General features: G+C 41.9%; 24 protein-coding genes and 1 tRNA gene. 18 read left to right on the top strand and 7 right to left on the bottom strand.

Annotated features, from left to right (window positions below; all coding sequences use genetic code 11):
• Positions 1 to 22: 22 nt before the first annotated feature.
• The gene (locus FOF60_RS15175; RefSeq protein WP_192470525.1) at positions 23 to 583 is read right to left on the bottom strand and encodes a GNAT family N-acetyltransferase; all 561 of its coding nucleotides are present in this window, start codon (positions 581 to 583) and stop codon (positions 23 to 25) included.
• A gap of 274 nt (positions 584 to 857) precedes the next feature.
• Positions 858 to 1,982 (bottom strand): amidohydrolase, encoded by a 1,125-nt coding sequence (locus FOF60_RS15170; RefSeq protein ID WP_192470526.1) that lies wholly within the window; start codon positions 1,980 to 1,982, stop codon positions 858 to 860.
• A gap of 162 nt (positions 1,983 to 2,144) precedes the next feature.
• Between FOF60_RS15170 and FOF60_RS15165 the strand changes: the two genes are divergently transcribed.
• From FOF60_RS15165 to dapF, 8 genes are all read left to right on the top strand, one after another.
• A complete protein-coding gene (locus FOF60_RS15165) occupies positions 2,145 to 2,465 on the top strand; it encodes a DUF4870 domain-containing protein (RefSeq protein ID WP_192470527.1) in 321 nt (106 codons plus the stop codon).
• Between the two features lie 170 nt (positions 2,466 to 2,635).
• Positions 2,636 to 2,836, top strand: coding sequence for a PLD nuclease N-terminal domain-containing protein (locus FOF60_RS15160; RefSeq protein WP_192470528.1), 201 nt, complete (start codon positions 2,636 to 2,638; stop codon positions 2,834 to 2,836).
• On the top strand, positions 2,836 to 3,744 hold the full coding sequence (locus FOF60_RS15155; RefSeq protein WP_192470529.1) for an ABC transporter ATP-binding protein: 909 nt from the start codon (positions 2,836 to 2,838) through the stop codon (positions 3,742 to 3,744). The genes FOF60_RS15160 and FOF60_RS15155 overlap by 1 nt, the downstream gene beginning before the upstream one ends.
• On the top strand, positions 3,741 to 4,520 hold the full coding sequence (locus tag FOF60_RS15150) for an ABC transporter permease (RefSeq protein ID WP_192470530.1): 780 nt from the start codon (positions 3,741 to 3,743) through the stop codon (positions 4,518 to 4,520). The genes FOF60_RS15155 and FOF60_RS15150 overlap by 4 nt, the downstream gene beginning before the upstream one ends.
• Positions 4,521 to 4,784: 264 nt before the next feature.
• Positions 4,785 to 6,173 carry a S8 family peptidase gene (locus FOF60_RS15145; protein WP_192470531.1) on the top strand — a complete coding sequence of 463 codons (1,389 nt, stop codon included), beginning with the start codon at positions 4,785 to 4,787 and terminating at the stop codon, positions 6,171 to 6,173.
• Between the two features lie 290 nt (positions 6,174 to 6,463).
• Entirely contained in the window at positions 6,464 to 7,252 is a 789-nt protein-coding gene (locus tag FOF60_RS15140) for a hypothetical protein (RefSeq protein ID WP_192470532.1), read from the top strand.
• 88 nt (positions 7,253 to 7,340) lie between these two features.
• Positions 7,341 to 7,670: a four-helix bundle copper-binding protein gene (locus FOF60_RS15135; RefSeq protein WP_192470533.1), complete on the top strand. Its 330-nt coding sequence runs from the start codon at positions 7,341 to 7,343 to the stop codon at positions 7,668 to 7,670.
• Between the two features lie 536 nt (positions 7,671 to 8,206).
• Positions 8,207 to 9,187, top strand: coding sequence for a diaminopimelate epimerase (gene dapF / locus FOF60_RS15130; RefSeq protein WP_192470534.1), 981 nt, complete (start codon positions 8,207 to 8,209; stop codon positions 9,185 to 9,187).
• 25 nt (positions 9,188 to 9,212) lie between these two features.
• Here dapF and FOF60_RS15125 read toward each other — a convergent pair whose 3' ends face one another.
• Positions 9,213 to 11,048 carry a DNA ligase D gene (locus FOF60_RS15125; RefSeq protein WP_192470535.1) on the bottom strand — a complete coding sequence of 612 codons (1,836 nt, stop codon included), beginning with the start codon at positions 11,046 to 11,048 and terminating at the stop codon, positions 9,213 to 9,215.
• A gap of 137 nt (positions 11,049 to 11,185) precedes the next feature.
• Between FOF60_RS15125 and FOF60_RS15120 the strand changes: the two genes are divergently transcribed.
• Positions 11,186 to 12,058 (top strand): non-homologous end joining protein Ku, encoded by an 873-nt coding sequence (locus FOF60_RS15120; RefSeq protein WP_192470536.1) that lies wholly within the window; start codon positions 11,186 to 11,188, stop codon positions 12,056 to 12,058.
• A gap of 119 nt (positions 12,059 to 12,177) precedes the next feature.
• A complete protein-coding gene (locus FOF60_RS15115; RefSeq protein WP_192470537.1) occupies positions 12,178 to 13,074 on the top strand; it encodes an NAD-dependent epimerase/dehydratase family protein in 897 nt (298 codons plus the stop codon).
• Between the two features lie 40 nt (positions 13,075 to 13,114).
• Here the strand turns inward: FOF60_RS15115 and FOF60_RS15110 are convergent, their stop codons facing one another.
• Positions 13,115 to 14,167, bottom strand: coding sequence for a sulfite oxidase (locus FOF60_RS15110; protein ID WP_264647572.1), 1,053 nt, complete (start codon positions 14,165 to 14,167; stop codon positions 13,115 to 13,117).
• Between the two features lie 143 nt (positions 14,168 to 14,310).
• On the opposite strand from FOF60_RS15110, the gene FOF60_RS15105 reads away from it, so the two are divergent.
• Genes FOF60_RS15105 through FOF60_RS15095 form a run of 3 tightly spaced genes read left to right on the top strand, consistent with a single transcriptional unit; the run spans position 14,311 to position 15,830 of the window.
• Entirely contained in the window at positions 14,311 to 14,841 is a 531-nt protein-coding gene (locus FOF60_RS15105; RefSeq protein ID WP_192470538.1) for a hypothetical protein, read from the top strand.
• Between the two features lie 60 nt (positions 14,842 to 14,901).
• Positions 14,902 to 15,387, top strand: a complete 486-nt coding sequence (locus FOF60_RS15100) for a metallophosphoesterase family protein (protein WP_192470539.1) — start codon at positions 14,902 to 14,904, stop codon at positions 15,385 to 15,387.
• A 47-nt stretch (positions 15,388 to 15,434) separates the two neighbouring features.
• A complete protein-coding gene (locus FOF60_RS15095; RefSeq protein WP_192470540.1) occupies positions 15,435 to 15,830 on the top strand; it encodes a cytosolic protein in 396 nt (131 codons plus the stop codon).
• 32 nt (positions 15,831 to 15,862) lie between these two features.
• Here FOF60_RS15095 and FOF60_RS15090 read toward each other — a convergent pair whose 3' ends face one another.
• Together FOF60_RS15090 and FOF60_RS15085 are read right to left on the bottom strand one after the other, a co-directional pair.
• Positions 15,863 to 16,174, bottom strand: a complete 312-nt coding sequence (locus tag FOF60_RS15090) for a DUF6509 family protein (RefSeq protein ID WP_192470541.1) — start codon at positions 16,172 to 16,174, stop codon at positions 15,863 to 15,865.
• A 509-nt stretch (positions 16,175 to 16,683) separates the two neighbouring features.
• Positions 16,684 to 17,304, bottom strand: a complete 621-nt coding sequence (locus FOF60_RS15085) for a LysE family transporter (protein ID WP_192470542.1) — start codon at positions 17,302 to 17,304, stop codon at positions 16,684 to 16,686.
• Between the two features lie 414 nt (positions 17,305 to 17,718).
• On the opposite strand from FOF60_RS15085, the gene FOF60_RS15080 reads away from it, so the two are divergent.
• The gene (locus FOF60_RS15080) at positions 17,719 to 17,925 is read left to right on the top strand and encodes a cold-shock protein (RefSeq protein ID WP_192470543.1); all 207 of its coding nucleotides are present in this window, start codon (positions 17,719 to 17,721) and stop codon (positions 17,923 to 17,925) included.
• A gap of 85 nt (positions 17,926 to 18,010) precedes the next feature.
• Here FOF60_RS15080 and FOF60_RS15075 read toward each other — a convergent pair.
• Positions 18,011 to 18,094, bottom strand: a tRNA-Leu gene (locus tag FOF60_RS15075).
• A 187-nt stretch (positions 18,095 to 18,281) separates the two neighbouring features.
• Here FOF60_RS15075 and FOF60_RS15070 point away from each other — a divergent pair.
• The 4 genes from FOF60_RS15070 (at position 18,282) to FOF60_RS15055 (ending at position 22,625) form a co-directional block, all read left to right on the top strand.
• Complete coding sequence (locus FOF60_RS15070) at positions 18,282 to 18,914, top strand: LysE family transporter (protein ID WP_192470544.1); 633 nt, start codon at positions 18,282 to 18,284, stop codon at positions 18,912 to 18,914.
• A 175-nt stretch (positions 18,915 to 19,089) separates the two neighbouring features.
• Positions 19,090 to 19,842 (top strand): DeoR/GlpR family DNA-binding transcription regulator, encoded by a 753-nt coding sequence (locus FOF60_RS15065; protein ID WP_192470545.1) that lies wholly within the window; start codon positions 19,090 to 19,092, stop codon positions 19,840 to 19,842.
• Entirely contained in the window at positions 19,839 to 20,750 is a 912-nt protein-coding gene (gene pfkB / locus FOF60_RS15060) for a 1-phosphofructokinase (protein ID WP_192470546.1), read from the top strand. The genes FOF60_RS15065 and pfkB overlap by 4 nt, the downstream gene beginning before the upstream one ends.
• A 15-nt stretch (positions 20,751 to 20,765) precedes the next feature.
• Positions 20,766 to 22,625 (top strand): PTS fructose transporter subunit IIABC, encoded by a 1,860-nt coding sequence (locus FOF60_RS15055; protein WP_192470547.1) that lies wholly within the window; start codon positions 20,766 to 20,768, stop codon positions 22,623 to 22,625.
• Positions 22,626 to 22,877: the final 252 nt, after the last annotated feature.

The following is a 22,877-nucleotide window of genomic DNA, read 5'->3' as shown; positions in this document are numbered from 1 at the left end:
GGCGTTTCTATATGGTATTAAATTATGCCTCCAGCAATTGGGCAGCTCCATCTTCCTGGATACCAGACCTTTTCAGGTACAGAGTATATTGGTCTTTTGGGATTTCATACAAATCATAAATCTCGCCATTAGCATTCAGCTGATCATAAATGTGCTTGCGCGTTTCGTTCGCTTTTACCACATAAGGCAATTTCTCTGCGGCTTTAATCGAACGGATATTCACTTTCCTGATGCGCATAAAGATCGTTTCGATCCCTAGTTCATAAAATAATTCCTGGAAGAAAGCATCCTTTGCCAATGTATTGTACCCTTTGCCATGAAAAGGTTTCCCGAGCCATGTGCCTAAGAATCCGGCTCCTTCCTGGATATCAAAAAGGTTGATCGTGCCGATTGGATCTCCCCACTCATCAAGGATGGTACGGGAAATCAGTTCTCCTTGCTCTTCGGCTTCAATTGTCTGCTTCGTGACAAATACGAATTCTTCATATGAATGTGCCTTCTGGCGCACAAAAGGGAAGACCTCCGGATGCGCCATCAGCTCAAATAATTCATGGCAATCATGCAGATCGCGTTTCTTGAGCATTTTGTATCCCTCCACGCAGGGCAGTCCTATCCCGTGCGAATGTAACTACACGGCCACCCTCGAAATTTTTTGTAAGTTGCTAAAAAATTTCGGGGTGGGAATCGAACCCACTAGAACCAGGATACTGGTGGCGCACCATTTGCCTTCCCTAATCACTTTGCTTTATGAAATTTTATTTCCAAAGAGTATAATACAGGATATTTTCAAAAAAGAAAATAGTTTTTTCGCCCTTTTTTTCTGTGTTTTTTTGGCAAGAATCTACACCGAATTTCGACTAATTTTGATAAACAATCTTGCCATTGACCATTGTCCATATTGGCTTTGCGCTGAAGTGGAATGGATGTTGATTCCAAAGGACCAGATCAGCATCTTTCCCAGGCTCGATACTGCCGACACGGTCATCGACCCGCAGGTTCCTTGCTGGCAAAATTGTAATTCCCTCGAGTGCTTTTTGTTCAGATAAACCTTCCCTTACCGCAATAGACGCACAAAGATTTAAGTACTGGATCGGGGTGTAAGGGTGATCAGTCGTGACAGATACTTCCACACCATGGTTTGTCAATTCCTGATAGGTTTTCCAGCTCTTATTCTTAAGTTCCACTTTAGAGCGGCGGGTGAGCGTTGGCCCTACCGAAACCTTCAAATTAAGGCCTGCCAGCTCTTCTGCAATCAAGTGGCCTTCCGTACAATGCTCGATTCGCAAATCCAGATTGAATTCATCCGCAAACCTGATTGCAGACATGATATCATCTGCTCGATGGGCATGGATCCTGACAGGTATTTCCCTGTTCAATGCTTTAATGATCGGCTTAATCCTCAAGGAATCAGGATTATCAGCATTCATCGCGTCGTAAAAAGCTTCCCTAAGCATCCCCATGATTCCCATACGTGTGATGGAATCTTTATTCCCCATACTATGGATTCGTTTTGGATTCTCACCTAGGGCAATTTTAAGTCCTGCTGTTTCCTGGATGATCATATTCTTAATGTTTTTTCCAGCCGTTTTAATAACAGATGTCGTTCCGCCGATTACATTCGCACTTCCTGGCATAACATGTGCAGTGGTAATACCATATTTAAGGGCATCGCCAAATGCAGGGTCGAGCGGGTAAACACCGTCAATCGCCCGAACATGGGGACTCATCGGTTCAATCGTTTCGTTGGCATCATTTCCGGCCCAGCCTGTACCTTCATCATAGAGGCCGAGATGGGTGTGGACATCGATAAAGCCTGGCAGCAAAAAATTATTATCGCATTCAATAAGCTTATCACCAGGCTCGATCGCAATATCAGTATCGATTTTGCTTATTATTCCATCCTCTATAAGAACATCACAATTAGAGCTTGGCTCAGAGGTGATTGGCATTATATTCGCATTCTTAAGTAGTATCCTGTTCATTTTCCATCCTGTCCCGAATTTATTTTTTTACACAATGGCTTGTAGCAAGGGTTTGTAAAGTACCCATTAATTTTCATTATAAAGAAAAAGTGCGCAAATAATGAAACTTTTTTACACCTTCTCCGTAAATTTAACTATAAGAGTATTGGAGGGAGTAAGACAATGCCGAAAAATGATGAAAGACTTATTGCAGCAGGCATTTATGTTATTAGCTTTTTTACTGCATTTCTTGGGCCGCTGATTATCTGGCTGATTAAAAAGGATGATTCCAGCTATATTGATTACCATGGAAGGGAATATATGAACTTCTTTATTTCCTATACTATTTATGGCATCGTCAGCGGAATTCTTGTCATCCTGTTGATTGGGATCTTCATGTTATGGGTCATCGGGATTTTAGCCATGGTATTCACCATAGTAGGTGCGATAAAAGCATATGAAGGACAGGAATATCGAATTCCATTCATTTTCAGGATTCTTTAAAAAGGCTTTTTTTAAAAAAATGTCCGGCAGTTATTTGCCGGATATTTTTTTTATGCTAGATATTAGATCTCGGTTTCCGAAAGTTTAATTAAAAATTTCCCCGAAAATTTTTGAACGATTTTACCCTTCAGCCGTCTTATAGGTGTAAAACAAATGAGGGGGTTATCAAAATGGAATTATTCGCTGATTTAAATTGGACTTTACTTGCACCTATAATCATCATTCAGGTAATTTTATTGATTGTTGCACTGGTTGATCTTATAAAGATAGAAAAAACAAATGGGCCTAAATGGGTTTGGGCTATTGTCATATTAGTGGTTAATATCATTGGGCCTATCCTTTATTTCATGATTGGAAGGAGAAATCAATAATGCCCTTAGTCCGAGTTGAAAAGTTGGAAAAGAGTTTTAAAGACTTGCGGGTGATCAAGGGCTTGAATTTCGAGCTCGAAAATGGGAAATGTGTAGCGTTAATCGGAGCAAATGGTGCAGGGAAAACGACCACTCTTAAAATGCTCTCCGGGCTTCTTGAGCCAAGCAAAGGGGTGATTTCTTTTGTAGGAGAAAAGCAGGGTGGCGACCATCGAAGATTGATTGGCTATCTTCCGCAACATCCTGTATTCCATGACTGGATGACGGCGAAAGAGTTCCTCGAGTATGTTGGGAAGCTATCAGGGTTAAGTTCAAAGGAATCGAAGGAACGGTCCGCTGAACTTCTCGAGCTTGTGGGCATTGCGGATGCAAAAAACAGGAGGATCGGCAAGTTTTCTGGTGGTATGAAGCAGCGGCTGGGGATTGCTCAGGCAATCATTCACAGGCCGAAGCTTATTATGCTGGATGAGCCAGTTTCCGCACTGGATCCATTCGGAAGAAGAGAGGTCCTTGAACTGCTGGAGAAGCTAAAGAAGGAGGCGACTGTATTATTTTCCACCCATATTCTTAATGATGCGGAAGAAGTGTGTGAAAGCATACTGTTCCTCCACAATGGTCAAATTATTGAATCTGGAACAATGGACGAATTCAGGGAGAAATATCACCAGTCAAAAATCGATCTTGTTTTCAGCCAGGATGCCTCTAGCTTTTTAAAACATCTTTCAGAACATCCACAGATTGATTCCATCCAAATTGAAGTTAATAAAGCGAGTATTTACACTGAAGATCTTGATGGAGTCAAAGCGGTTATACTGAGCCAGGCAGCCAGAGAGAACTGGCCTCTCACGAAATATGAAATTGGTTCTATCAGTCTGGAAGATGTGTTCATGAAGGTGGTGCAAAAATGAAGCAGTGGTTCACTTTACTAAACAAAGAATTCCTTGAGATGGCAAGGAACTACAAATGGATCTGGATGCCAATCACTTTTATTTTGCTTGGGGTGATGGACCCGCTAACCACCTATTACTTGCCTGAAATTCTTAATTCGGTAGGCGGTCTACCGGAAGGGGCAGTATTTGAAATGCCCGAACCTTCCGCTCAGGAGGTATTTATCATGAGCTTGGGAGAATATCAGTTGATTGGGATACTGGTAATCGTCCTTTCCACGATGGGAACAATTGCAGGTGAGAGAAAGAGCGGTGTCGCACAGCTGATTCTCGTAAAACCAGTTTCCTATTTCTCTTATATTACTTCAAAATGGGCAGCGGCACTTATATTGATCCTCCTATCATTGTTCATGGGTATGCTGGCAAGCTGGTATTATACTGGCGTTCTATTTGAGTTTATTCCATTTGGCTCTTTCATGGAATCGTTCGGGCTATATGCATTATGGCTCGTACTTGTATTGTCCTTCGTAATCCTTTGCAGTGCTGTATTCATGCAGCCAGTAGCAGCTGGTATGGCTGCCCTTGTTACAGTCTTTATTATTACGATAATCGGTGGCTCTTTCCAGCACCTGCTTGAATGGAGTCCGACACAGCTCCTTACCTATGTTTCTGAGAGGTTGATTACCGAAAAGTGGCCTGAGCATGTATGGCCAGCGACAGGTGTTACTTTATCAATGACAATTTTATTTGTAGTATTGGCAATATATATTTTTAAAAGAAAAGAACTTGCAGATTGAGATCTGGTCAATGACCAGATCTTATTTTTTTGCTAGGAAGGAAGAACTGTTTTTACTAAAAACTTTGTCGAAATGTTTAGATAACTATGTTGCTAAAATGATTCTTTTAACATATTTCAACAGGATATTATTTCAAAGGCAGGCTTACGAATAATAAATTATACCTAATTTTCTGGATATATACTGGATTTATGTGTCGAATTCATTATATTGCTAAAGTTTGATTTTTAAATATAATGAAAATTAAGAAAAAGGAGGGGTAATATGTCGACAAGAAAAAAACTATATGCAGGAACACTCGCTGTCCTTTTGGGAGCGGCTACCATTTTTAATGCAGGTGTAACAAAAGGGGAAGCAGAAACAAATACAGAAAATACATACCTGGTCATCTTTAAAGATCAGCAGGGCCTTCCAGCAGGTTATGCGGATGCAATCAAAAAAGCCGGAGGCCAAGTGGAAGATAAATTGGACAAGCTTGGCGCCGTAGAGGTTACCTCTAAAAATGGAAACTTCTTGAATGAAGTAAAGAAGTCATCTCTCGTCTTGGAAGCTGGTGTAGAGAATACTGTTTATCCTGAACAAACGATTGAAGGAGAGACAGTAGAAGTGGAAGACTTGACTGAGGGTGCTGATTTTTATAATCAATACATGTGGGATATTAAGCAGGTAACTAATGATGGTGAGTCCTGGAAGCTTCCAGGAGGAACTGGGTTGTCTGTAGATGGTGAAGATATTGTTGTCGGTGTCATTGATACTGGAATTGACTATAATCACCCTGATTTGAAGGATAATTACGCAGGCGGAAAGTCATTCGTTCCTGGCTATAGTGATCCAATCGATCAAAATAGCCATGGTACACACGTTGCCGGATCAATTGCCGCTAAAGGTGAAGCTCTTGGTGTGGGACCAGATCTTAAGGTAGCATCATACAGAGTATTCGGTCCAACTGGAGGAGCAGCAACTTCTCATATAGCCGAGGCCCTAATGACAGCTGCAGATGATAATGTTGACGTAGTAAACATGTCTCTCGGTGGGTACGACTGGTTCCAGGATCCTGCATATGCAACAAAAGACATTGTTGCGGATGTTCAATTATTCAATCGCGCGATCCAGTACGCCATCCAGAAAGGTGTAACAGTTGTTGGTTCTGCCGGAAACAACGCTGTGGACCTTAGCAGTCCTGGAAAATTGTCAGGTGATGACACAGGTGCAACACACAGAAGCCCGAGCAGCCAGACAATGATCAGGGTTTCTGCTGGCGGCGCTTTGAAGAATCTTGCATTCTACTCTAACTATGGCGTAGGTAAAATTGACGTAATGGCACCGGGCGGCGACCTTGGTCCAAACTATGATCCTTCCACTGGAACTGGCAGAGATAATAGCTATCTTGCGTGGAGCACAGTACCTGTGTTAGATGCTAATAAAAATGTCATTGGACATGGTTACGGCGGTAAAGGCGGTACTTCAATGGCAGCACCGAAAACTGCTGCTCTTGCAGGTGTAGTAATCGCGAAGCACGGTAAGGATAAGCTTACTCCAGCTCAAGTCAAGGCAATCATCCAAAATTCTGCTGAAGACCTATTCAAACCGGGATATGACGAGCAAACTGGCCATGGTCTGATCAATGCAGTAAATGCACTGAAATTGAAATAATCTGATGCAAAACCGGATGGGAGTATTCCTGTCCGGTTTTTTTACTTGTCTTGAATGTTATTGCATACTCATCCAAAAGTAAAAAACGGCAACTGGGCTTTTACGAGTTTCTCCTGCAATCTAACCTCGAAAAGAGCCCCGATACCTATTGGAATGGTGATGAAAGGACATATAAACAAAGCAACAATCAATGCGAAAACAGCTCTTGTTGAAAAAAGGTAGAATGATTGGGCTCTTTAATTAATAGACTTAGAGTGACGAAATAGATTTTCTTCGAGGAGATAATAGATATGAGTATACGGCAATATTATCAGCAGACAGCCTATATCAGCTTAAACGGTTCTATTATATCAGCGGGTCTTCTAACGATGATGTTGGCGGCAAGTCTGCTGTTTTCCTGGAATTTACCTCTGTTCCTGGTAGCAGTACCGTTCTTGATTTTAGTTTTCCTCCACTACAACCGCTTTATTTTATATAAAAACAAATCAGAGGAGAGCGAGGAAGCATTCCACCGGTACGATGATAAACAATTATTTGAGCAAAACCACCTTCTCATTGCCTTTGCCCCTGCCCCTGCAGTAAGGCTGCTCTTTTTTACTCCCGACGGAATGATGGCCGGAGAATTAAGAGAAACTACTATTAGAAGGTACCGTTGGTTTATCCCTTATTTTGCAGATAAGAGAATAATGAAAGAAATTGGAATCTATGACTGCAAAGGAAATCTTCAAGGAAAGCTGAAACAGGAGCGGTATAGTTATAAATTGCTTAATGCACAAGATGATGTAATGGGTATGTTTTTTCCAAAGAAGAACGCCAAAATGGCTATTGGTTCAGCTGTGTTTGGTAGAGGAAAGTTGAAAATAGAAAAATCCCCTGGTTTGACCAGTGATTTTAAATTTATTCAAGAAGACGGCAATACAACAGCCAGGCTGCAAAAAGGCTGGATGCCATTGGAGTGGAGCAGGTTTTTTAAAGAAGCCAATATCCCAGTATTAACATTTGACTATGAGATGGGACAGGCAGAGCGGCTGGCTGTGTTTGCTGCTCTTGCCAGTCTCTATATGTATTACGACCATTAGTTTGAAAATTGTTCCATTTCCGAAAGTTTCGTTTATCTTGGAAGCAAAAAGGTTAACAAATAGATAGAAACTAGAAGGAGGCTGGAACATGGTAAATCAACAATATCAGGATTGTATCCAGGCATGTATAGAATGTATTGAAGCCTGTAATGTTTGTTTTGATTCCTGTTTAAAAGAAGAAAATGTAAAAATGATGGCAGAGTGTATCAGAATGGACAGGGAATGTGCTGAAATCTGCGGCATGGCAGTAACGGCAATGCAGACAAACAGCCACTTTGTAAACCAGATTTGCGGGCTGTGTGCGGAAATTTGTGAAGCATGCGGCAATGAATGCAAAAAGCATGACCATGATCATTGTCAAAAATGTGCTGAAGCCTGCTTTAAATGTGCAGAAGAATGTAGAAAGATGGCATCTTAATACCAGGAGAACCAGCATCCCCAGCTGGTTCTTTTTATGTTTGATAAGGTGTAGACAACAACTGAGGTACTTGACTTGCATTGCCCGAATAGTGTTTTGAAAGGGAAAAACGGTAAAAGCAGGAGCACTTCATTGCTCGAAAACCGCCCAAGAAGGCAAGAACGGTAAAAGCAGGAGTACTTCATTGCCCGAAAATCGTTCTGAAAGGGGAAAACGGTAAAAGCAGAAGCACTTCATTGACCGAAAATCACCCAAGAAGGGAAAAACGGTAAAAGAAGAAGCACTTCATTGCCCGAAAATCACCCAAGAAGAGAAAAACGGTAAAAGAAGAAGCCCTTCATTGCCCGAAAATCGTTCAGAAAAGGAAAAACGGTAAAAGCAGGAGCCTTGCATTGCCGGAAAATCGCTCAGGAAGACAAAAATGGTAAAAGAAGAAGAACTGGTAAATAAAAAATATAACCTTATTGCTTCAATATTGAACAATTCCACATTTTATGGCATCTTGTAATATAACGAAGGTTTTTGGGGGCGTAAGTATGTTGATTGATTTGATTAAATGTCATGGATCAAATAATGATTTTTTATTGATAGATGAAACCGAACGTAATTATAAGTTTGATGATTTTAAAAGGCGTGACCTTGCGCTGGCGCTTTGTGACAGGGAATCGTCACTGGGTGCGGACGGTATTCTGTTCATCCGTCCCAGCAAGGTTGCAGACGCTCAGTATCGTATCTTTAATTCTGACGGTACAGAAGCATCAATGTGCGGCAATGGTCTTCGCTGTGCAGGACGATATGTCTGCGAGAAGCTTGGTGTGGATGAAGCTGTGATTGAAACGATGAAAGCCAACCTCAAGGTGAAGAAGCATGAGGAGATTTTCAGTGATATCCCAACATACCAGGTGGAAATATCACCGGTAACTTTTGAACTGAACGATTTGCCTTTAGTGCTCGATCAGGAAAAACTGATTCAGGAGAAGATTCCGCAGTTATCTGAGGAATTGACGTTTACAGCTCTAGCGGTGCCAAATCCTCACCTGACGGCTGTAGTCAGCAAAGAGCAATTGGAATCCAATCTCCAGACAGAATTAAGCGAAAAGGTCAACAATCCAAATGATCTTTTTCCTGACGGCGTCAATGTCAGTTTCATCAGGCTCCTTGAAAAGGGGAGTATCTTTGTCAGGACCTATGAACGAGGCGTTGGCTATACGAATGCTTGTGGAACAGCGATGTCAGCCTCCACACTTGTCACATGCCTGTTGGGGGAGAATGAACTTGGCCAGCCAATCAATGTCTACAATAATGGCGGTATGGTACAATGCGCTGTTCATAAAGAAGAAGATTCTTATACCATCGACTTGATCGGCAATGCTACATTTGTATACTCTGCTCAAATTGAGGTTGATTTTTCAAAAGAGGGATTACTTGAGGAAATCCTCGAACAGGAAGATTTTAACGAAGATATCCTGTACGGTAAATTGCAGGAGCATGCTAAAAATTATTTAAGCCAGTATTAAACATAGAAAATCCTGAGGAAGTTCCTCAGGATTTTTTTGACTTCAGAACCTCCAGAACTGGATTGAAATTCTGTTCTGCTTTAGCTGCAAAATAAGTCCTGAACGGACAGCCTGACTTTTGCACGCGCTGGATGATCGTTCCTAAATGGAAATCCTCAATTCTTAGATTCTCATTCACTTCTTCCCAAAATAACGGAGTGGCCACACCTGCATGTGATTTTCCGCGAGCGGAATAGGGACTGACAATCGTTTTGCCTTCAGCATGCTGGATGTAATCCACATATAATCGGCTGCCCCTGTTTTTCTTCAGTCTTTCAATTGTAAATGATTCCGGTTCCTTTGATACAAGGTAGTTCGCGATAAAGGAGGTAAACAATCTTGTATCATCGTAGCTATAATGGTTATCCGGGAGCGGGATGTACACCTGGAGTCCTTTATTCCCAGAAGTCTTGATAAAGCTGATCAATTTTAATTCATCCAGCACCTCTTTGATATAAACAGCAGCCTTAATCGCTAAATGGAAATCTTCCCTCGATGGCGGGTCCAGGTCAAAGACTATTTCATCCGGTCCCTTGCTGTTGATTTTCTGGAAGGGGATATGAAACTCAATGGCAATTTGATTCCCGAGCCAAAGCAACGTTTTCATATTATTGCAGACAATATATTCGATCCCTTCCGATTTTGCGGTCTGGACAAAATCCGGTGCGTAATCTGGAACGTTTTTTTGGTAAAAGGCTTCGCCAAACATGCCGTGAGGATAGCGGATAACAGTTAACAGCCGGTCCTCCAGGAATGGAAGCATATAAGGAGAAATCTCCCTTAAATAATGGATGTAATCCACCTTTTGGATTGGCGGTTCTTCCCAAATCGGTTTATCGGGGTGCGTGATTTCAATATCCGGAGGCAGGTTCTTTTGTTGGAAAACAAACTTTTCATAAGTACAGGTATCAGGACTTAAATCGAAACGGAATTGATGAAAATGAGGCTCGCGAAGCTGATCCTCATATATTTCCAGATACTTTACATCAAGACAGATTCCTGGTTCCACATAAATAAATTGAGCATCTTCACTACTTTTATTTTGCTTGATGATTTGATGAAGGGCATTTTTTTCTTCGGGCTTAAACCCGAAGATTACCAGCCCAATTTGATGTATTTTTGAATCCTTGTAAACTGAGATATAAAAGTATCCGTTGGACTTTTCATAAGCCGTGACAAAGCAGGAAACATACTTCCAGTTTTTCGATTTAATCCACGCTTCCGTCCGTTTTCCTTCCTCCCATTTGCTATTCTGTTGTTTGGCAATGATACCTTCCCCATCGTAAATGACGACTTTTTCCCATAAGCTCTTCAAATCCCTTTCACTCGGGATAAGCTGGACTAAGTCGGGGTTTTGGTGGTTGGGAGAGAGTGGCAGATCCAGCTCGGAAAACAGGGAATGAAGCTTTGTCCTCCTGCCTTTGTAGCTTTCAGAGGCTATATTTTTTCCTTTTACCTTCAAAAGGTCGAAAACCATAAGCCTGCATGGATTCCTGTCAGCTTCAGATTTAATTTTATCCTTTGACCTCATTCTTCCTCTGATTTGAATCGCCCCGAAATTGGCTTTGTAGGGATTCTCCAAATAAACCAGCTCAGCGTCCAATGTCAGAGGCAAAAATGGCTGGAACTTTTCCTTGTTGGCAGTAAGGAAGTTTTCTAATTCTGGGAACAAAGGGAGCAGCGGTTTACCATTGCGGCTTGTCAGTTCAATTTCAGAATCCCATGTCAATAACGCACGGAAGCCATCAAATTTAATCTCATAACGCCATTCTTCCCCCTGTGGCGCTTCAAATGCCAGTGTAGGGAGCATTGGTTTAAGCATTTTCCCCATCCTTTCACACCAGTGACTATTTATATTGTTCCTGTTTGGCTGCATCCTAGTACACTGGGAAATGTTTTAACGCATGATAAACCAATTATTAAGCAAATTAGTATTAAAACGATAAGGTGGAGAACGTTATGCATACAATCTGGAAAGGGAGTATCAGCTTCGGGCTCGTCAATATCCCGGTCAAGCTTCATGCAGCGACTGAGGATCGGGACATCAAGCTGAGAACTCTTCATAAAGAGTGCCACTCGCCAATAAAATATGAGAAAACTTGCCCAGTGTGCGATGTGGAAGTGAAAAATGAAGACATCGTTAAGGCTTATGAATACACAAAAGGTAAGTTTGTCGTCCTTGAAGATGAGGATCTTGAATCGTTAAGGAAAGAAAATGAAGATAAAGCCGTGGAAATAATCGACTTTGTAAAAATTACGGAAATTGATCCGATTTATTTTCAACGCAGCTATTTCATGTCTCCGAACGAAGGCGGCGGTAAGGCCTATTCTTTACTCAGGAAAGCTCTTGAAGAATCGCAGAAGGTGGGAATTGCCAAAATAATTATTCGGGCAAAGGAGCAGCTTGCAGTGGTGCGCGTTTATAACAATACGCTCGTCATGGAGACCATTCATTTCCCGGATGAAGTCAGAAACGCAGTAGACGTGCCGAATGTACCAGAAGAAGATAAAGTGACGGAAAAGGAACTGGACACTGCCATCATGCTCATTGATCAGCTGACAACCGAGTTTGAACCAGAAAAATATAAAGATGATTATCGTACCGCTTTACTGGAGTTAATCGAAGCAAAAAGGACTGGCAAAGAACTGGTCACTCCTACCGAAAAAGAGCCGGTCTCCAATGTCACAGATCTTATGGCCGCACTTCAGGCTTCTATCGACCGTACCAAGCCTGAGAAAAAGAAAGAGCCAGCGCCAGCGCCAGCTCCAGCGTCAGCAAAGAAGAAGAAAACAGCTGCTAAACCAAAGGCTAAGGAAAAGAAACAAGCTTAAAGAAACAAGCACAGATTACACAGCCGGCCATCATAATGTGGCCGGTTTTTGTTTGGATTATTTTTAAAGGAGATTCTGGAGCTTAGGAAGAATAAAGTTATAGAAAAGGGGGATTTTCGATGAGAAAAATTCTTGTGCTTGGAGGAACCCAGTATTTTGGAAAAAAGCTGGTGCAAAAGCTGATTGATCATGGTGATGAGGTAACTATTGCCACCAGGGGAACGAAAAGTGATCCTTTTGGTGAAAAAGTAAATCGGATGGTGATTGATCGGGAAAATAAAGAGACGATGACAGCAGCATTCGAGGGCAAAAAGTGGGATCTGGTGTATGACCAATCTTGTTTTTCGCCAATGGAGGCAAGGGATACAGCAGAGGCATTAAAGGGGAAAGCGGACCGCTATATTTTCACCTCCACCCAAGCGGTATATGAGTTTGGCACGCTTCATGCAGAGAGTAATTTTAATGCATATACATATCCGATAGAATACAAAAGCCGCAAAGAATACCCAGGGTATGAAGGCTATAGAGAGGCGAAAAGAGCCTCAGAAGCGGTATTTCATCAGATTGGATATTTTGAGGTCGTTTCCGTCCGTTTTCCGATTGTCGTTTCAGAAGACGATTACACTGAACGCCTGAAGTTCCATGTAGATAAAATACTTTCAGGACAACCATTAGGTATACCGAAACCTGATTTGCGCTATAGCTTCATCCACGCAGATGAAGCAGCCGATTTTTTGTTGGATATCGGGAGGTCAAGTTTTGAGGGGCCAATCAATCCTGGGTCTGCAGGAGATATTAGTTTGAAAGAATTGGTTGATAAAATTGCTTTGAGGGCCAATAAAGAAGCGATCGTGGAGGATAGCGCCGAAAACGGCACGGTCTCCCCGTATGCATTGCCTGGCTCGTGGTCGATTGACACTTCACTTGCTTCTGGGTTTGGCTTTAAGTTTACCGAATTGAATCAATTATTGGATCAATTGATCATTTTTTATATTCAGCAGAATGAGTTGAATTAATATAAACCCAGGTGCAAAGGTACACTGCACCTGGGTTTCTTCATTCTGCCTTTACATTAATTTGCATAACTGCATTGTAACCATAGCCTTTCTCGTTCCAGACAGCTTCTGAAGGCTGCGTGTTACCTTCGCTATCAGATGCCCTGACTGATATATGATATACATTTCCGTGTTTAAATTCCTTCACGTAACTCCAAGAAACAGTTCGATTTTCTACAGGGTGGGTATCCAGCCTGGCTGGCTCCCAATTAGCTCCATTATCAAAGCTTATTTCCACTTTTGAGATAACCCCTGACCCTGTCCAGGCAATCCCTCTAATTTCGTAAGTTCCTTTTTTAACTAACTGTTTATCAAGCGGCTGCTGAATTGTTGAATTTACTCTGTTTGTGGTGACTGGCTCAGAAGTACCATTTTTATAATAATAAACATAATCATCACTCTGAAAAGGCCCTGTAAATTTGTCTTTAATCAGAATGATTTCATTAAGCCATTTAACGGAAGCCATCCCGTACCACCCTGGAACAATCAGCCGGAAGGGAAAACCGTGTTTATGGGGGATCGGTTTCCCGTTGTACTCATATGCAATCATTACTTCAGGATTAAGGGCCTTCGCAATTGGCAAACTTCTTTCAAAGTGGATATACTTAATGTTCTTGATGCCTGCGTCTCTTCCTCTAAAAACGACATCAGATACACCTTTTTTAATTCCGGCGTACTCAAGCAAGGTTTTCAAAGGAACTCCCTTCCAAATTCCCTCACCCATTGCGCCATCTTCCCACTGCTCACCAAAGACTTTTTCTTTGAAGCTGGCCCTTTTATTTCCTGAACATTCAATGAGCACCCTGTTTGATTTAGATGGCAGCTTCAAAAATTCAGAGTAATGGAATTGTAAAGTGTGATCAACTGAGCCGGAAATTGTCAGCGTGAATGACTCTGGTGTTAAAATCGGATAAGGAAAATGATTACGGCGGTAAAATAGAGGCTCAGCAACCGGCTGAAGAAAAGAAATAAAGTGAATCGGAGTTTCCTGATTCTCAGGGTTAAGGCTTCTTGTTGTTAAGTAAGGGCGCACCTTTCCAAAGTTCAAGTACATAATCATTCCTCCTCATTGTTAATTTATTGCTGGGACGTAAATGGAAGAACATAAAAAGGTTTTTCGGGATGGGTGTCAAATAATATTAATCATAGGTTCAGTTGCGGAGTAAAAATGAAGAGTTTTTAACAGGGGGCAGGCAGATGGAGAAGAAGAGTAAGAACAAATGGAAACCTATGGTTCTACCTGCAAGTCTGTTCTTGCTGGCTTTTGGGTTATATGCTGGCTATACAATGTGGGAGAATAGGAGTCATCAAGATGCCAGGGATGGAACCAGCCTTAAAAACGGAGGCCAGACTGTCGCGTTATTTCATGAAGATTCAAAGCATGAAGACTACTCAACAGTTGGCGGCTTTATTCGTGAATTTCACACTAAATATAATGATACCCTCGGTTGGGACAGGATAGATACGGTTGATTGGGAGGAGCAAAGAGAGATCGCTTCTGAAATCATCTCAGTTTTGGCAACTGTCGAAACAGACAATACTGCGCTCCAGGCTGATTTTGATACGATATCCAATTATTCAAGAACTGTTGAAGAAGGAACTAGAGATAAGAAAATCTTACTTCAGCTTCACCGATATTTTCATGACCTCGATATCGAGTTCAACAGTTATAATGATACGAAGGATTATTTTAATGTCACTAAATATAAAGATCCTGAGAAAGGTTAATCCATTCTCACCAGGGTAACATAAAAGGGACTAGCAGGCGAAGGGAGTGTGTGTCCAGCCATGAAAATAGTGGTCATTTCTGACACTCATATGCCTAAAAAAGCAAAGCAGCTGCCTGAGAAGCTTCTCATTGACCTGCAAGATTGCGATTATATTATTCATGCTGGCGATTGGCAGACCGTGGAGCTATATAATGAGCTTAATCAGTTTGGCCCGGTTATCGGCGTGACCGGTAATGTGGATGGCCAGGAACTTAAGAGTCTGCTAAAAACAAAAGAGATCCTCCAGGCAGGCAATTTTCGTATTGGTATAGTCCATGGCCACGGCACTGGTAAAACAACTGAAAAAAGGGCAGTTGAAACATTTACAGCAGACGAGGTGGATTGTATAATCTATGGCCATTCCCATATTCCCGTCCTGAAGGAAATCGATGGTGTAACGGTCTTTAATCCAGGTTCACCGACTGACAAAAGGAGACAGCAGCAATTCTCTTATGGTATCCTGACTGTCGGAGAAAGAATTAACGCAGAGCATATTTTCTTTTAAAAAGAATCTAATCAATTTGTGAAAAATAGACAGGAGTGTATTCAACAATGAAAACCTTTGAAGTGAAATTTCACGCAGAAGACCAGGTCGAAACGATGAAAGTCCAGAAATTAAGCAGTGAAGATTATGAGCAGGCTACTGAGGGCGGAACACGACACTTGTTTGACCTGGATACGAATATTGGTTTCTTTGTCTTTTTTGATGCGGAAGATATAAATGGCAAGGAGTATTATTTAATGCTTCAATATGAGGAGCAGAAGGAAGAGCCATCGAATTGCTACGGCTTCGAACTGAAGGATTTCTATGAGTTTTCAGCATTATACCTGAATGATCTGGAATTTACTGAAGAACTTAACGAAGAAGAGGGGGAGCTTGGACCTGTTCAGCATCTTGCCCATCTCCTTTATCACATCGTTGAGGAAGGAAAAGCAGTAGAAGTATAAGTAAATTAAAAAAGAGCAGATTCTGCTCTTTTTTAATTTGTTTCCTCTTCGTTTTCATCCTCAGCAGGCAAGTTTTCCTCACAATACTTTTTCACTTGTACCTCTTCATCTTCCTCAAGTTCAAAATCCAGAACCTTTTCTGTTTCCTGTTCAATGAAATAGCTTTGCATAATCCGTCTATCTTCCCCGTCCACCAAAAATAGCACCTTTAACAGCAAGCCTTTTTCAGTATAGAGCTCGTCCTCTTCGTCTACCTCGATATTTAGGAAATATTCATATCTGCTTCCTGACAGAAGCCCAAATGGATCTTCAAGAAGCTCGACAGTATGTCCTGTAATATTCATGAATGCTCATCCTTTTAATTTTGTCACCTCTATTATATATCGAAAACATCAAAAACAATCAAGGAATTCGAAGCAAGGGGAAGATTTGCCGAATAAAAAGCAGCTTTCAAACTTAATGAAAACATAGTATTACGTGGGAATCACAATCTGGAACAAAACATGGGTTTATTAGCCCCGTTGCATGTACTGGGGCAGAGACCGGAGAGATATCTTTATTGTGACAGCTTTTCAAGAAACACGGTCAAAGCTGTCAAGAATCCGTTATTATTGTGACAGCTTTTCTGAAACACGGCCAAAGCTGTCAAGAATCCGCCGTTATTGTGACAGCTTTTTAAGAAACACGGTCAAAGCTGTCAAGAATCTAGTGTTATTGTGACAGCTTTTCAGGAAACACGGTCAAAGCTGTCAAGAAACAGCGGTTATTGTGACAGCTTTTCAAGAAACGAAGTCAAAGCTGTCAAGAATCCGTTATTGTGACAGCTTTTCAGAATTAATAGAAGCACTATTTTTCAAAGGAATAGCTTCAATGCTTGATATCCGAAAAATAGGGCAAAGCCAATAAGCGAAATCCCGGATAATAGTGAAATGACCGTAAGCAACCTTGTGGTAAGCAGCTTTCGGAAGCTGCTGGAGATTGCGGCCATAACGACATCCCAGAGAATAAGGCCGAGTATAATCCCAAAGCTGTAAATTACTAGTTCGCCAGTACCGTACGAGGAAGCAGTCTTGGCAAGGACTGATCCGTAAATACCCAGCCAAAATAAAATGGTCAGCGGGTTGGAAATAGACATGATAAATCCGGATAAGAATGATTTAAAACCCGATTCTTCACTTCGATTATTCATGACAATTTTGCCAGAGCCGATAATTGTCTCGATACCTGTATACATCAAGACAAAGAATCCGAACAGCCAGAGAAAGGATTGCATGAATGGAGTCTCGAGGTATTTAACTACACCAAGATAGACAGTCAGCATATAAATGATATCAGCTGTAAGTGCGCCCAGGCCAAGAAGCCATGCCTGAAAAAAACCGCTCTTGATCCCTTTGTCCATCTGTGCTGCATTAACAGGGCCAATAGGGGCGGCCAGAGATAATCCAAGGAAAATATAACCCAAGAAGACATTCACTTTAAAATACCTCCAATAGTCAATCGTAATTTGCTTGTACTATTTCTATTCAAATTTATGGAGGCGTACAACCTGTTTTTGCAGAAACACAAATTTTTTTTATGGCAGTCTTAATAAATTTAAAATGAAAAGAATATACTAGTAACTGTTGCGCAGGCAACTGCTGGTGTGTCACTTTTGGTAAAAATAAGAAAGTGTGGTAAAATGGAATAGATATCAACTTTCGGATCATTCATTTATTATAAAAAGTTTCATTTGCCGGCTTTTTATAACAAATGAATTTTTTTATCAATCGAACGATGATAAGGTCTTTTTGGGTGTTTTGCTGATTTTCGAATGATCCAGAAGTAACTGAAACATTGAAAACATGCAAAATGGAAAAGGACCATAATCAAACTATAGGAGCGTGAGGAAATGGCATTTGGAAGAAAACCGCCTGAAGAGATCGTAACAGCTGAAACGAAAATATGGGTATGTACTTCTGATGATTGCAATTGCTGGGTTCGCGACAACTTTAAAAGCAGCAATGTCCCCGCATGCCCAATTTGTCAAAGTGATATGGAGCAGGAGACTAAGGTTCTTGAAGTGGTCAACAACCACAGTCAGAATTTAATTGGATAATATGGTGGTCAAGACAGTCTGGATGGATATCCAGGCTGTTTTTTTGCACAAAAAAAGTGCCCAATGTATAGGCACCTTTTCTGTATGCGGATGAGAGGACTTGAACCTCCACGGTGTTGCCACCACTAGAACCTGAATCTAGCGCGTCTGCCGATTCCGCCACACCCGCGTATTTACATAGAATTATAGCACAAAAACTATAGATTACAATCTAAAAATTTTCGTGCTGTGCAGTAAGGATCAAGCAGTTTAAACATAGGAGCATATTGCATTTTGAAAATATTGGACAGGTAGTAGTAGGATTGAATTTTCCAACATACAATGTACAAAGTTTTTGTATGTTGGGGGACGAAGCCTTGAATGTCAGTTTACTAATCAGTTACATATTCCTTGGGTTAACGCTGGCTGCACCAATCGGTCCGGTAAATTCAGCCAGGCTGGATAAGGGGATCAAAAATGGTTTCTGGCATGCCTGGATTGTAGGGACAGGCTCAATGATTGCCGACGCCATTTTTATGCTGTTAATCTATTTGGGTCTTGTGAATTTTTTGGACATGCCTATTATTCAAATATTTCTTTGGTTGTTTGGCGGGTTCGTCCTGATTTACTCGGGAATAGAATGTATTATAAAGGCCAATACCATTGATCTCGCTTTCAGCAGGGGTAAAGAATCGATGCTCAAATGTTTCCTTACTGGATTTATCATGTCGATCAGCAGCCCATTATCCATTCTTTTTTGGCTGGGCATCTATGGTTCTGTGCTTGCAAAAACAGCCAGCAACTATGGACGGACAGACTTGCTGATTTATAGCAGTATGATTTTTCTCGGACTGGCATTATGGGATATTTTTGTGGCAGCTATTACAACAGGTTTCAGAAGGTTCTTGAATTATGGCAGCTTGAGGGCCATCTCAATAATGTCAGGACTCTCATTGCTTGGTTTTGGTGTTTATTTCGGCTACCAGGGTATCAAGGCTTTATTATTTTAGTCATACTAGTAGAAAACCTCCATTCGGGAGGTTTTTTTTATTTTCTGATAACAATCAAAAACGTTCAAATTAATTTCATATTTGCTCAAAAGTGATTGTTTTTGAAAGAAAATGATTGATTTCTGAAATCGATTACATTATGATGATAATACGAAGCAAATAGGAGGAATGGCTCATGTTAACACCTGAGCGCCACCAGCTCATCTTACAAATAATCAAAGAAAAACCAATAGTGAAGATACAGGAATTAGTTGATCTGACTGAGGCTTCGGAGTCGACAATCCGCAGGGACCTGACCATTCTTGAGGAAGGGAAGTTCCTGAAAAGAGTGCATGGCGGAGCAGCCAGGTTAAGGGGCAAACTCCAGGAGCCAAGCATGATTGAAAAATCCACCAAATACCTTCAGGAAAAGAGACAAATCGCTCAATATGCTGCAAGTCTTGTGGAAGAAGGTGACAGCATTTACCTTGATGCCGGTTCGACTATTTTGGAAATGGTCAGTTTCCTTCCGGTTAAAGATATTGTCGTGGTTACTAACGGTCTCATGCACTTACCGCAGCTGCTTGAAAGAAATATAGAAACGTATGTGATCGGCGGATATGCCAAGCCAAAAACGAATGCGATCATCGGAAGAGGAGCTCTGGCTAGCCTTGAACAGTACCGCTTCGATAAATGCTTCCTCGGCGTTAATGGAATACATCCTCACTCTGGGTATACAACCCCAGACCAGGAAGAAGCGCTAATTAAGCAAAAAGCGATGACATTGTCACGAGAGACATTCGTCCTTGCTGATGACACAAAGTTTTCTGAGATTACCTTCGCAAAAATTGCCGATTTGCATGAGGCTGCGATCATCACAAATACAATTGATGAGGATCATAAAGGACAATATACGAGTAAAACTTCAATAAAGGTCGTGACATCATGATATACACTCTGACTCTTAATCCATCTGTCGATTACATTGTTGAAGCAGATGAAATTCATTTAGGCAGTTTGAATAGAAGTTCGAATGAAACAAAACTTCCTGGCGGTAAAGGCATCAATGTTTCGAGGGTACTCCGCTCCCTTGGAGTTGATAGCAAGGCTACAGGTTTTATTGGAGGCTTCACCGGCAGGTATGTCGAGGAGTTTCTAAACAGTGAAGATGTGCAAACAAGCTTTGTCAATGTAGAGGGTGACACTCGGATCAATATTAAGCTTAAGGCCGGATCAGAGACGGAAATAAATGCCCGCGGCCCTGAGATTTCGGGAAAAGCAATAAGTTCATTGAAAGAACAAATTAAGCAGCTTGGTAAGGGCGATTACCTGGTCCTCGCTGGAAGCATTCCCTCCAGTATGCCTGATTCCATTTATGAAGAGATCGTGCAAATCTGCAAGGATACAGGAGCAGAAGTGATTGTGGATGCAGAAGGTGATTTGCTGAAAAACATCCTGGTCCACGGGCCGTTTCTGATCAAGCCGAATCATCATGAATTAGGGCAGTTCTTCAATAAGGAAATTACCGAAGCAGATGAAGCGATTTTTTATGGGAAAAAACTTGTTGAAGCTGGTGCTAAAAATGTCATCGTTTCATTGGCTGAGAAAGGTGCCGTCTATATCAATGAAAACAAAGCCTATAAAGCTGATGTTCCTCAAGGTGAGGTCAAAAGCTCAGTGGGTGCTGGCGACTCAATGGTGGCTGGTTTCCTGGCTCAGTATCTAAAAACGGGTGACCGTAAGGAAGCATTCCGCTATAGTGTTGCCTCCGGAAGCGCAACTGCGTTTTCAATCGGATTATGTACACCTGAAAAAGTTGAAAGACTTCTTCATGAAGTAAAAATACTAAACAGCTAGTAAGGGGGAGAAAACATGAGAATCACAGAACTGCTGACAAAAGAGACGATTCTATTATCAATGAGTGCTGCATCAAAGCAGGAGGCAGTAAATGAGCTTGTAGGAATGCTTGAGCGGGCGGGGAAAATCACAGACCGTAATACATTTAAAGAAGCAATCCTAAAACGAGAACAACAGAGCACCACAGGCGTAGGGGATGGAATCGCCATTCCACACGCAAAAACTTCAGTCGTAAAGGAAGCGGCAATTGTATTCGGAAGATCTGAGGCTGGAATTGATTATGAATCATTGGACGGACAGCCTGCACATCTGTTCTTTATGATTGCAGCACCAGAAGGGGCAAACAACACCCACCTGGAAGCGCTCGCGCGACTTTCTTCCATTTTGATGAAAGCTGATGCACGTGAAAAGCTTCTAGGAGCAAAGAATGCTGAAGATGTCATTGGAATCATTAACAGCTATGACAAGGATGAAAGCGAAGAGCAGGTCGAGAGGAGTAATAAAAAGTTCATCGTTGCAGTTACTGCTTGCCCTACGGGAATTGCCCATACTTATATGGCCGCAGATTCCTTAAAAGCGAAAGCAGCCGAAATGGGCGTAGATATCAAGGTTGAAACGAATGGCTCGGGCGGGGCGAAAAATGTCCTTACGAAAGAAGACATTGAAAACGCTGAAGCAGTCATCATTGCAGCTGACACAAAGGTGGATATGGATCGCTTTGCTGGCAAGCCTCTAATTGATGTTCCTGTTGCGGACGGAATCCGCAAACCAAAGGACTTGATTGAAAAAGCTGTCAAAAAGGACGCTCCACTATATAAGGCATCAGGCAATGCAGCGGCAGAAAAGAAGGAAAGCCGCGGCGGAATCTATAAGCATTTAATGAATGGCGTATCAAATATGCTCCCTTTCGTAGTCGGAGGCGGTATTTTAATCGCAATTTCATTCATGTTCGGCTATAACGCGTTTAATCCAGATGATCCTTCCTATCACCCAATTGCCAAGGCATTGATGGACATTGGCGGAGGCGCCGGTGCCTTTGGTTTACTAGTGCCTATCCTTGCCGGCTTTATTGCACTAAGTATTGCTGACAGACCAGGTTTTGCACCCGGTATGGTGGGCGGTTTGCTCGCAGCAACTGGAGGCGGCGGTTTCCTTGGAGGTTTGGTTGCCGGATTCCTCGCTGGCTATCTAGTGTTAGGATTGAAGAAATTGTTCGCTGGACTTCCTGCATCACTTGAGGGAATTAAGACCATTCTCTTATATCCGTTGTTCGGTATTGCTTCAACAGGATTCATTATGCTGTTTTTAGTAAACAAACCAGTCGGTGCCCTGAATCAGGCAATCACTGATTGGCTTTCGGGATTAGGAACAGGCAATGCTGTTGTGCTTGGTATCGTCCTCGGTTTAATGATGGCATTCGACATGGGCGGTCCAGTTAATAAAGCAGCTTACGTTTTCGGAACAGGCTTGCTTGCAAACGGTGTTTATGAGCCAATGGCTGCGATCATGGCAGCTGGTATGGTTCCTCCGCTTGGCATCGCATTGGCGACTACTTTCTTTAAAAATAAGTTTTCCAAGGAAGACCAGGATGCAGGGAAGGCAAATTACATCATGGGACTTTCTTTCATCACTGAAGGTGCAATTCCATTTGCAGCCGCCGACCCACTCCGTGTTATCCCGTCCGTAATGGCTGGGTCAGCTGTTGCAGGCGGATTGACTATGATGTTCAACATTGGCCTGAGAGCACCTCATGGCGGACTGTTCGTAGTACCGCTTGTCGAGGGAGGGTGGCTGTTATATCTGGCCGCAATACTCATCGGTTCAGTTGTCACAGCAATCGTGCTTGGAATATTGAAGAAACCAGTTACAAAATAAAACCGAAGGCCTGCAGGCTTAAAGTCTGCAGGCTTTTTGTGTTTCTTAGTAAATTACAAAATTATTTAGTTGTGGATAACTACATGTAGTATTCTTAATCCAGCTCCAGCGCCTAGCCAGTTTTCATCCCAGAGAGTGCTCCTTAGAGTATCTTGCGAGAAGCGTTAGATTTGAGCAGCTCGAGTCGCTTGCGCTTTTTGTTCTGCATATGAATATTTCCACCCCTTAGCCTATAAGCTTTTATGAAGTGAA

Source organism: Mesobacillus jeotgali (assembly GCF_014856545.2).
Taxonomy (GTDB): Bacteria; Bacillota; Bacilli; order Bacillales; family Cytobacillaceae; genus Mesobacillus.
Note: the sequence above shows the minus strand (reverse complement) of the source record. Positions and strands in the feature narration are given on the sequence as shown.

Excerpts from the sequence above, each read along its gene's own strand:
- FOF60_RS15175 (WP_192470525.1), bottom strand. The coding sequence starts at position 583 with ATGCTCAAGAAACGCGATCTGCATGATTGCCATGAATTATTTGAGCTG.
- FOF60_RS15170 (WP_192470526.1), bottom strand. The coding sequence starts at position 1,982 with ATGAACAGGATACTACTTAAGAATGCGAATATAATGCCAATCACCTCT.
- FOF60_RS15165 (WP_192470527.1), top strand. The coding sequence starts at position 2,145 with ATGCCGAAAAATGATGAAAGACTTATTGCAGCAGGCATTTATGTTATT.
- FOF60_RS15160 (WP_192470528.1), top strand. The coding sequence starts at position 2,636 with ATGGAATTATTCGCTGATTTAAATTGGACTTTACTTGCACCTATAATC.
- FOF60_RS15155 (WP_192470529.1), top strand. The coding sequence starts at position 2,836 with ATGCCCTTAGTCCGAGTTGAAAAGTTGGAAAAGAGTTTTAAAGACTTG.
- FOF60_RS15150 (WP_192470530.1), top strand. The coding sequence starts at position 3,741 with ATGAAGCAGTGGTTCACTTTACTAAACAAAGAATTCCTTGAGATGGCA.
- FOF60_RS15145 (WP_192470531.1), top strand. The coding sequence starts at position 4,785 with ATGTCGACAAGAAAAAAACTATATGCAGGAACACTCGCTGTCCTTTTG.
- FOF60_RS15140 (WP_192470532.1), top strand. The coding sequence starts at position 6,464 with ATGAGTATACGGCAATATTATCAGCAGACAGCCTATATCAGCTTAAAC.
- FOF60_RS15135 (WP_192470533.1), top strand. The coding sequence starts at position 7,341 with ATGGTAAATCAACAATATCAGGATTGTATCCAGGCATGTATAGAATGT.
- dapF (WP_192470534.1), top strand. The coding sequence starts at position 8,207 with ATGTTGATTGATTTGATTAAATGTCATGGATCAAATAATGATTTTTTA.
- FOF60_RS15125 (WP_192470535.1), bottom strand. The coding sequence starts at position 11,048 with ATGCTTAAACCAATGCTCCCTACACTGGCATTTGAAGCGCCACAGGGG.
- FOF60_RS15120 (WP_192470536.1), top strand. The coding sequence starts at position 11,186 with ATGCATACAATCTGGAAAGGGAGTATCAGCTTCGGGCTCGTCAATATC.
- FOF60_RS15115 (WP_192470537.1), top strand. The coding sequence starts at position 12,178 with ATGAGAAAAATTCTTGTGCTTGGAGGAACCCAGTATTTTGGAAAAAAG.
- FOF60_RS15110 (WP_264647572.1), bottom strand. The coding sequence starts at position 14,167 with ATGTACTTGAACTTTGGAAAGGTGCGCCCTTACTTAACAACAAGAAGC.
- FOF60_RS15105 (WP_192470538.1), top strand. The coding sequence starts at position 14,311 with ATGGAGAAGAAGAGTAAGAACAAATGGAAACCTATGGTTCTACCTGCA.
- FOF60_RS15100 (WP_192470539.1), top strand. The coding sequence starts at position 14,902 with ATGAAAATAGTGGTCATTTCTGACACTCATATGCCTAAAAAAGCAAAG.
- FOF60_RS15095 (WP_192470540.1), top strand. The coding sequence starts at position 15,435 with ATGAAAACCTTTGAAGTGAAATTTCACGCAGAAGACCAGGTCGAAACG.
- FOF60_RS15090 (WP_192470541.1), bottom strand. The coding sequence starts at position 16,174 with ATGAATATTACAGGACATACTGTCGAGCTTCTTGAAGATCCATTTGGG.
- FOF60_RS15080 (WP_192470543.1), top strand. The coding sequence starts at position 17,719 with ATGGCATTTGGAAGAAAACCGCCTGAAGAGATCGTAACAGCTGAAACG.
- FOF60_RS15065 (WP_192470545.1), top strand. The coding sequence starts at position 19,090 with ATGTTAACACCTGAGCGCCACCAGCTCATCTTACAAATAATCAAAGAA.
- pfkB (WP_192470546.1), top strand. The coding sequence starts at position 19,839 with ATGATATACACTCTGACTCTTAATCCATCTGTCGATTACATTGTTGAA.
- FOF60_RS15055 (WP_192470547.1), top strand. The coding sequence starts at position 20,766 with ATGAGAATCACAGAACTGCTGACAAAAGAGACGATTCTATTATCAATG.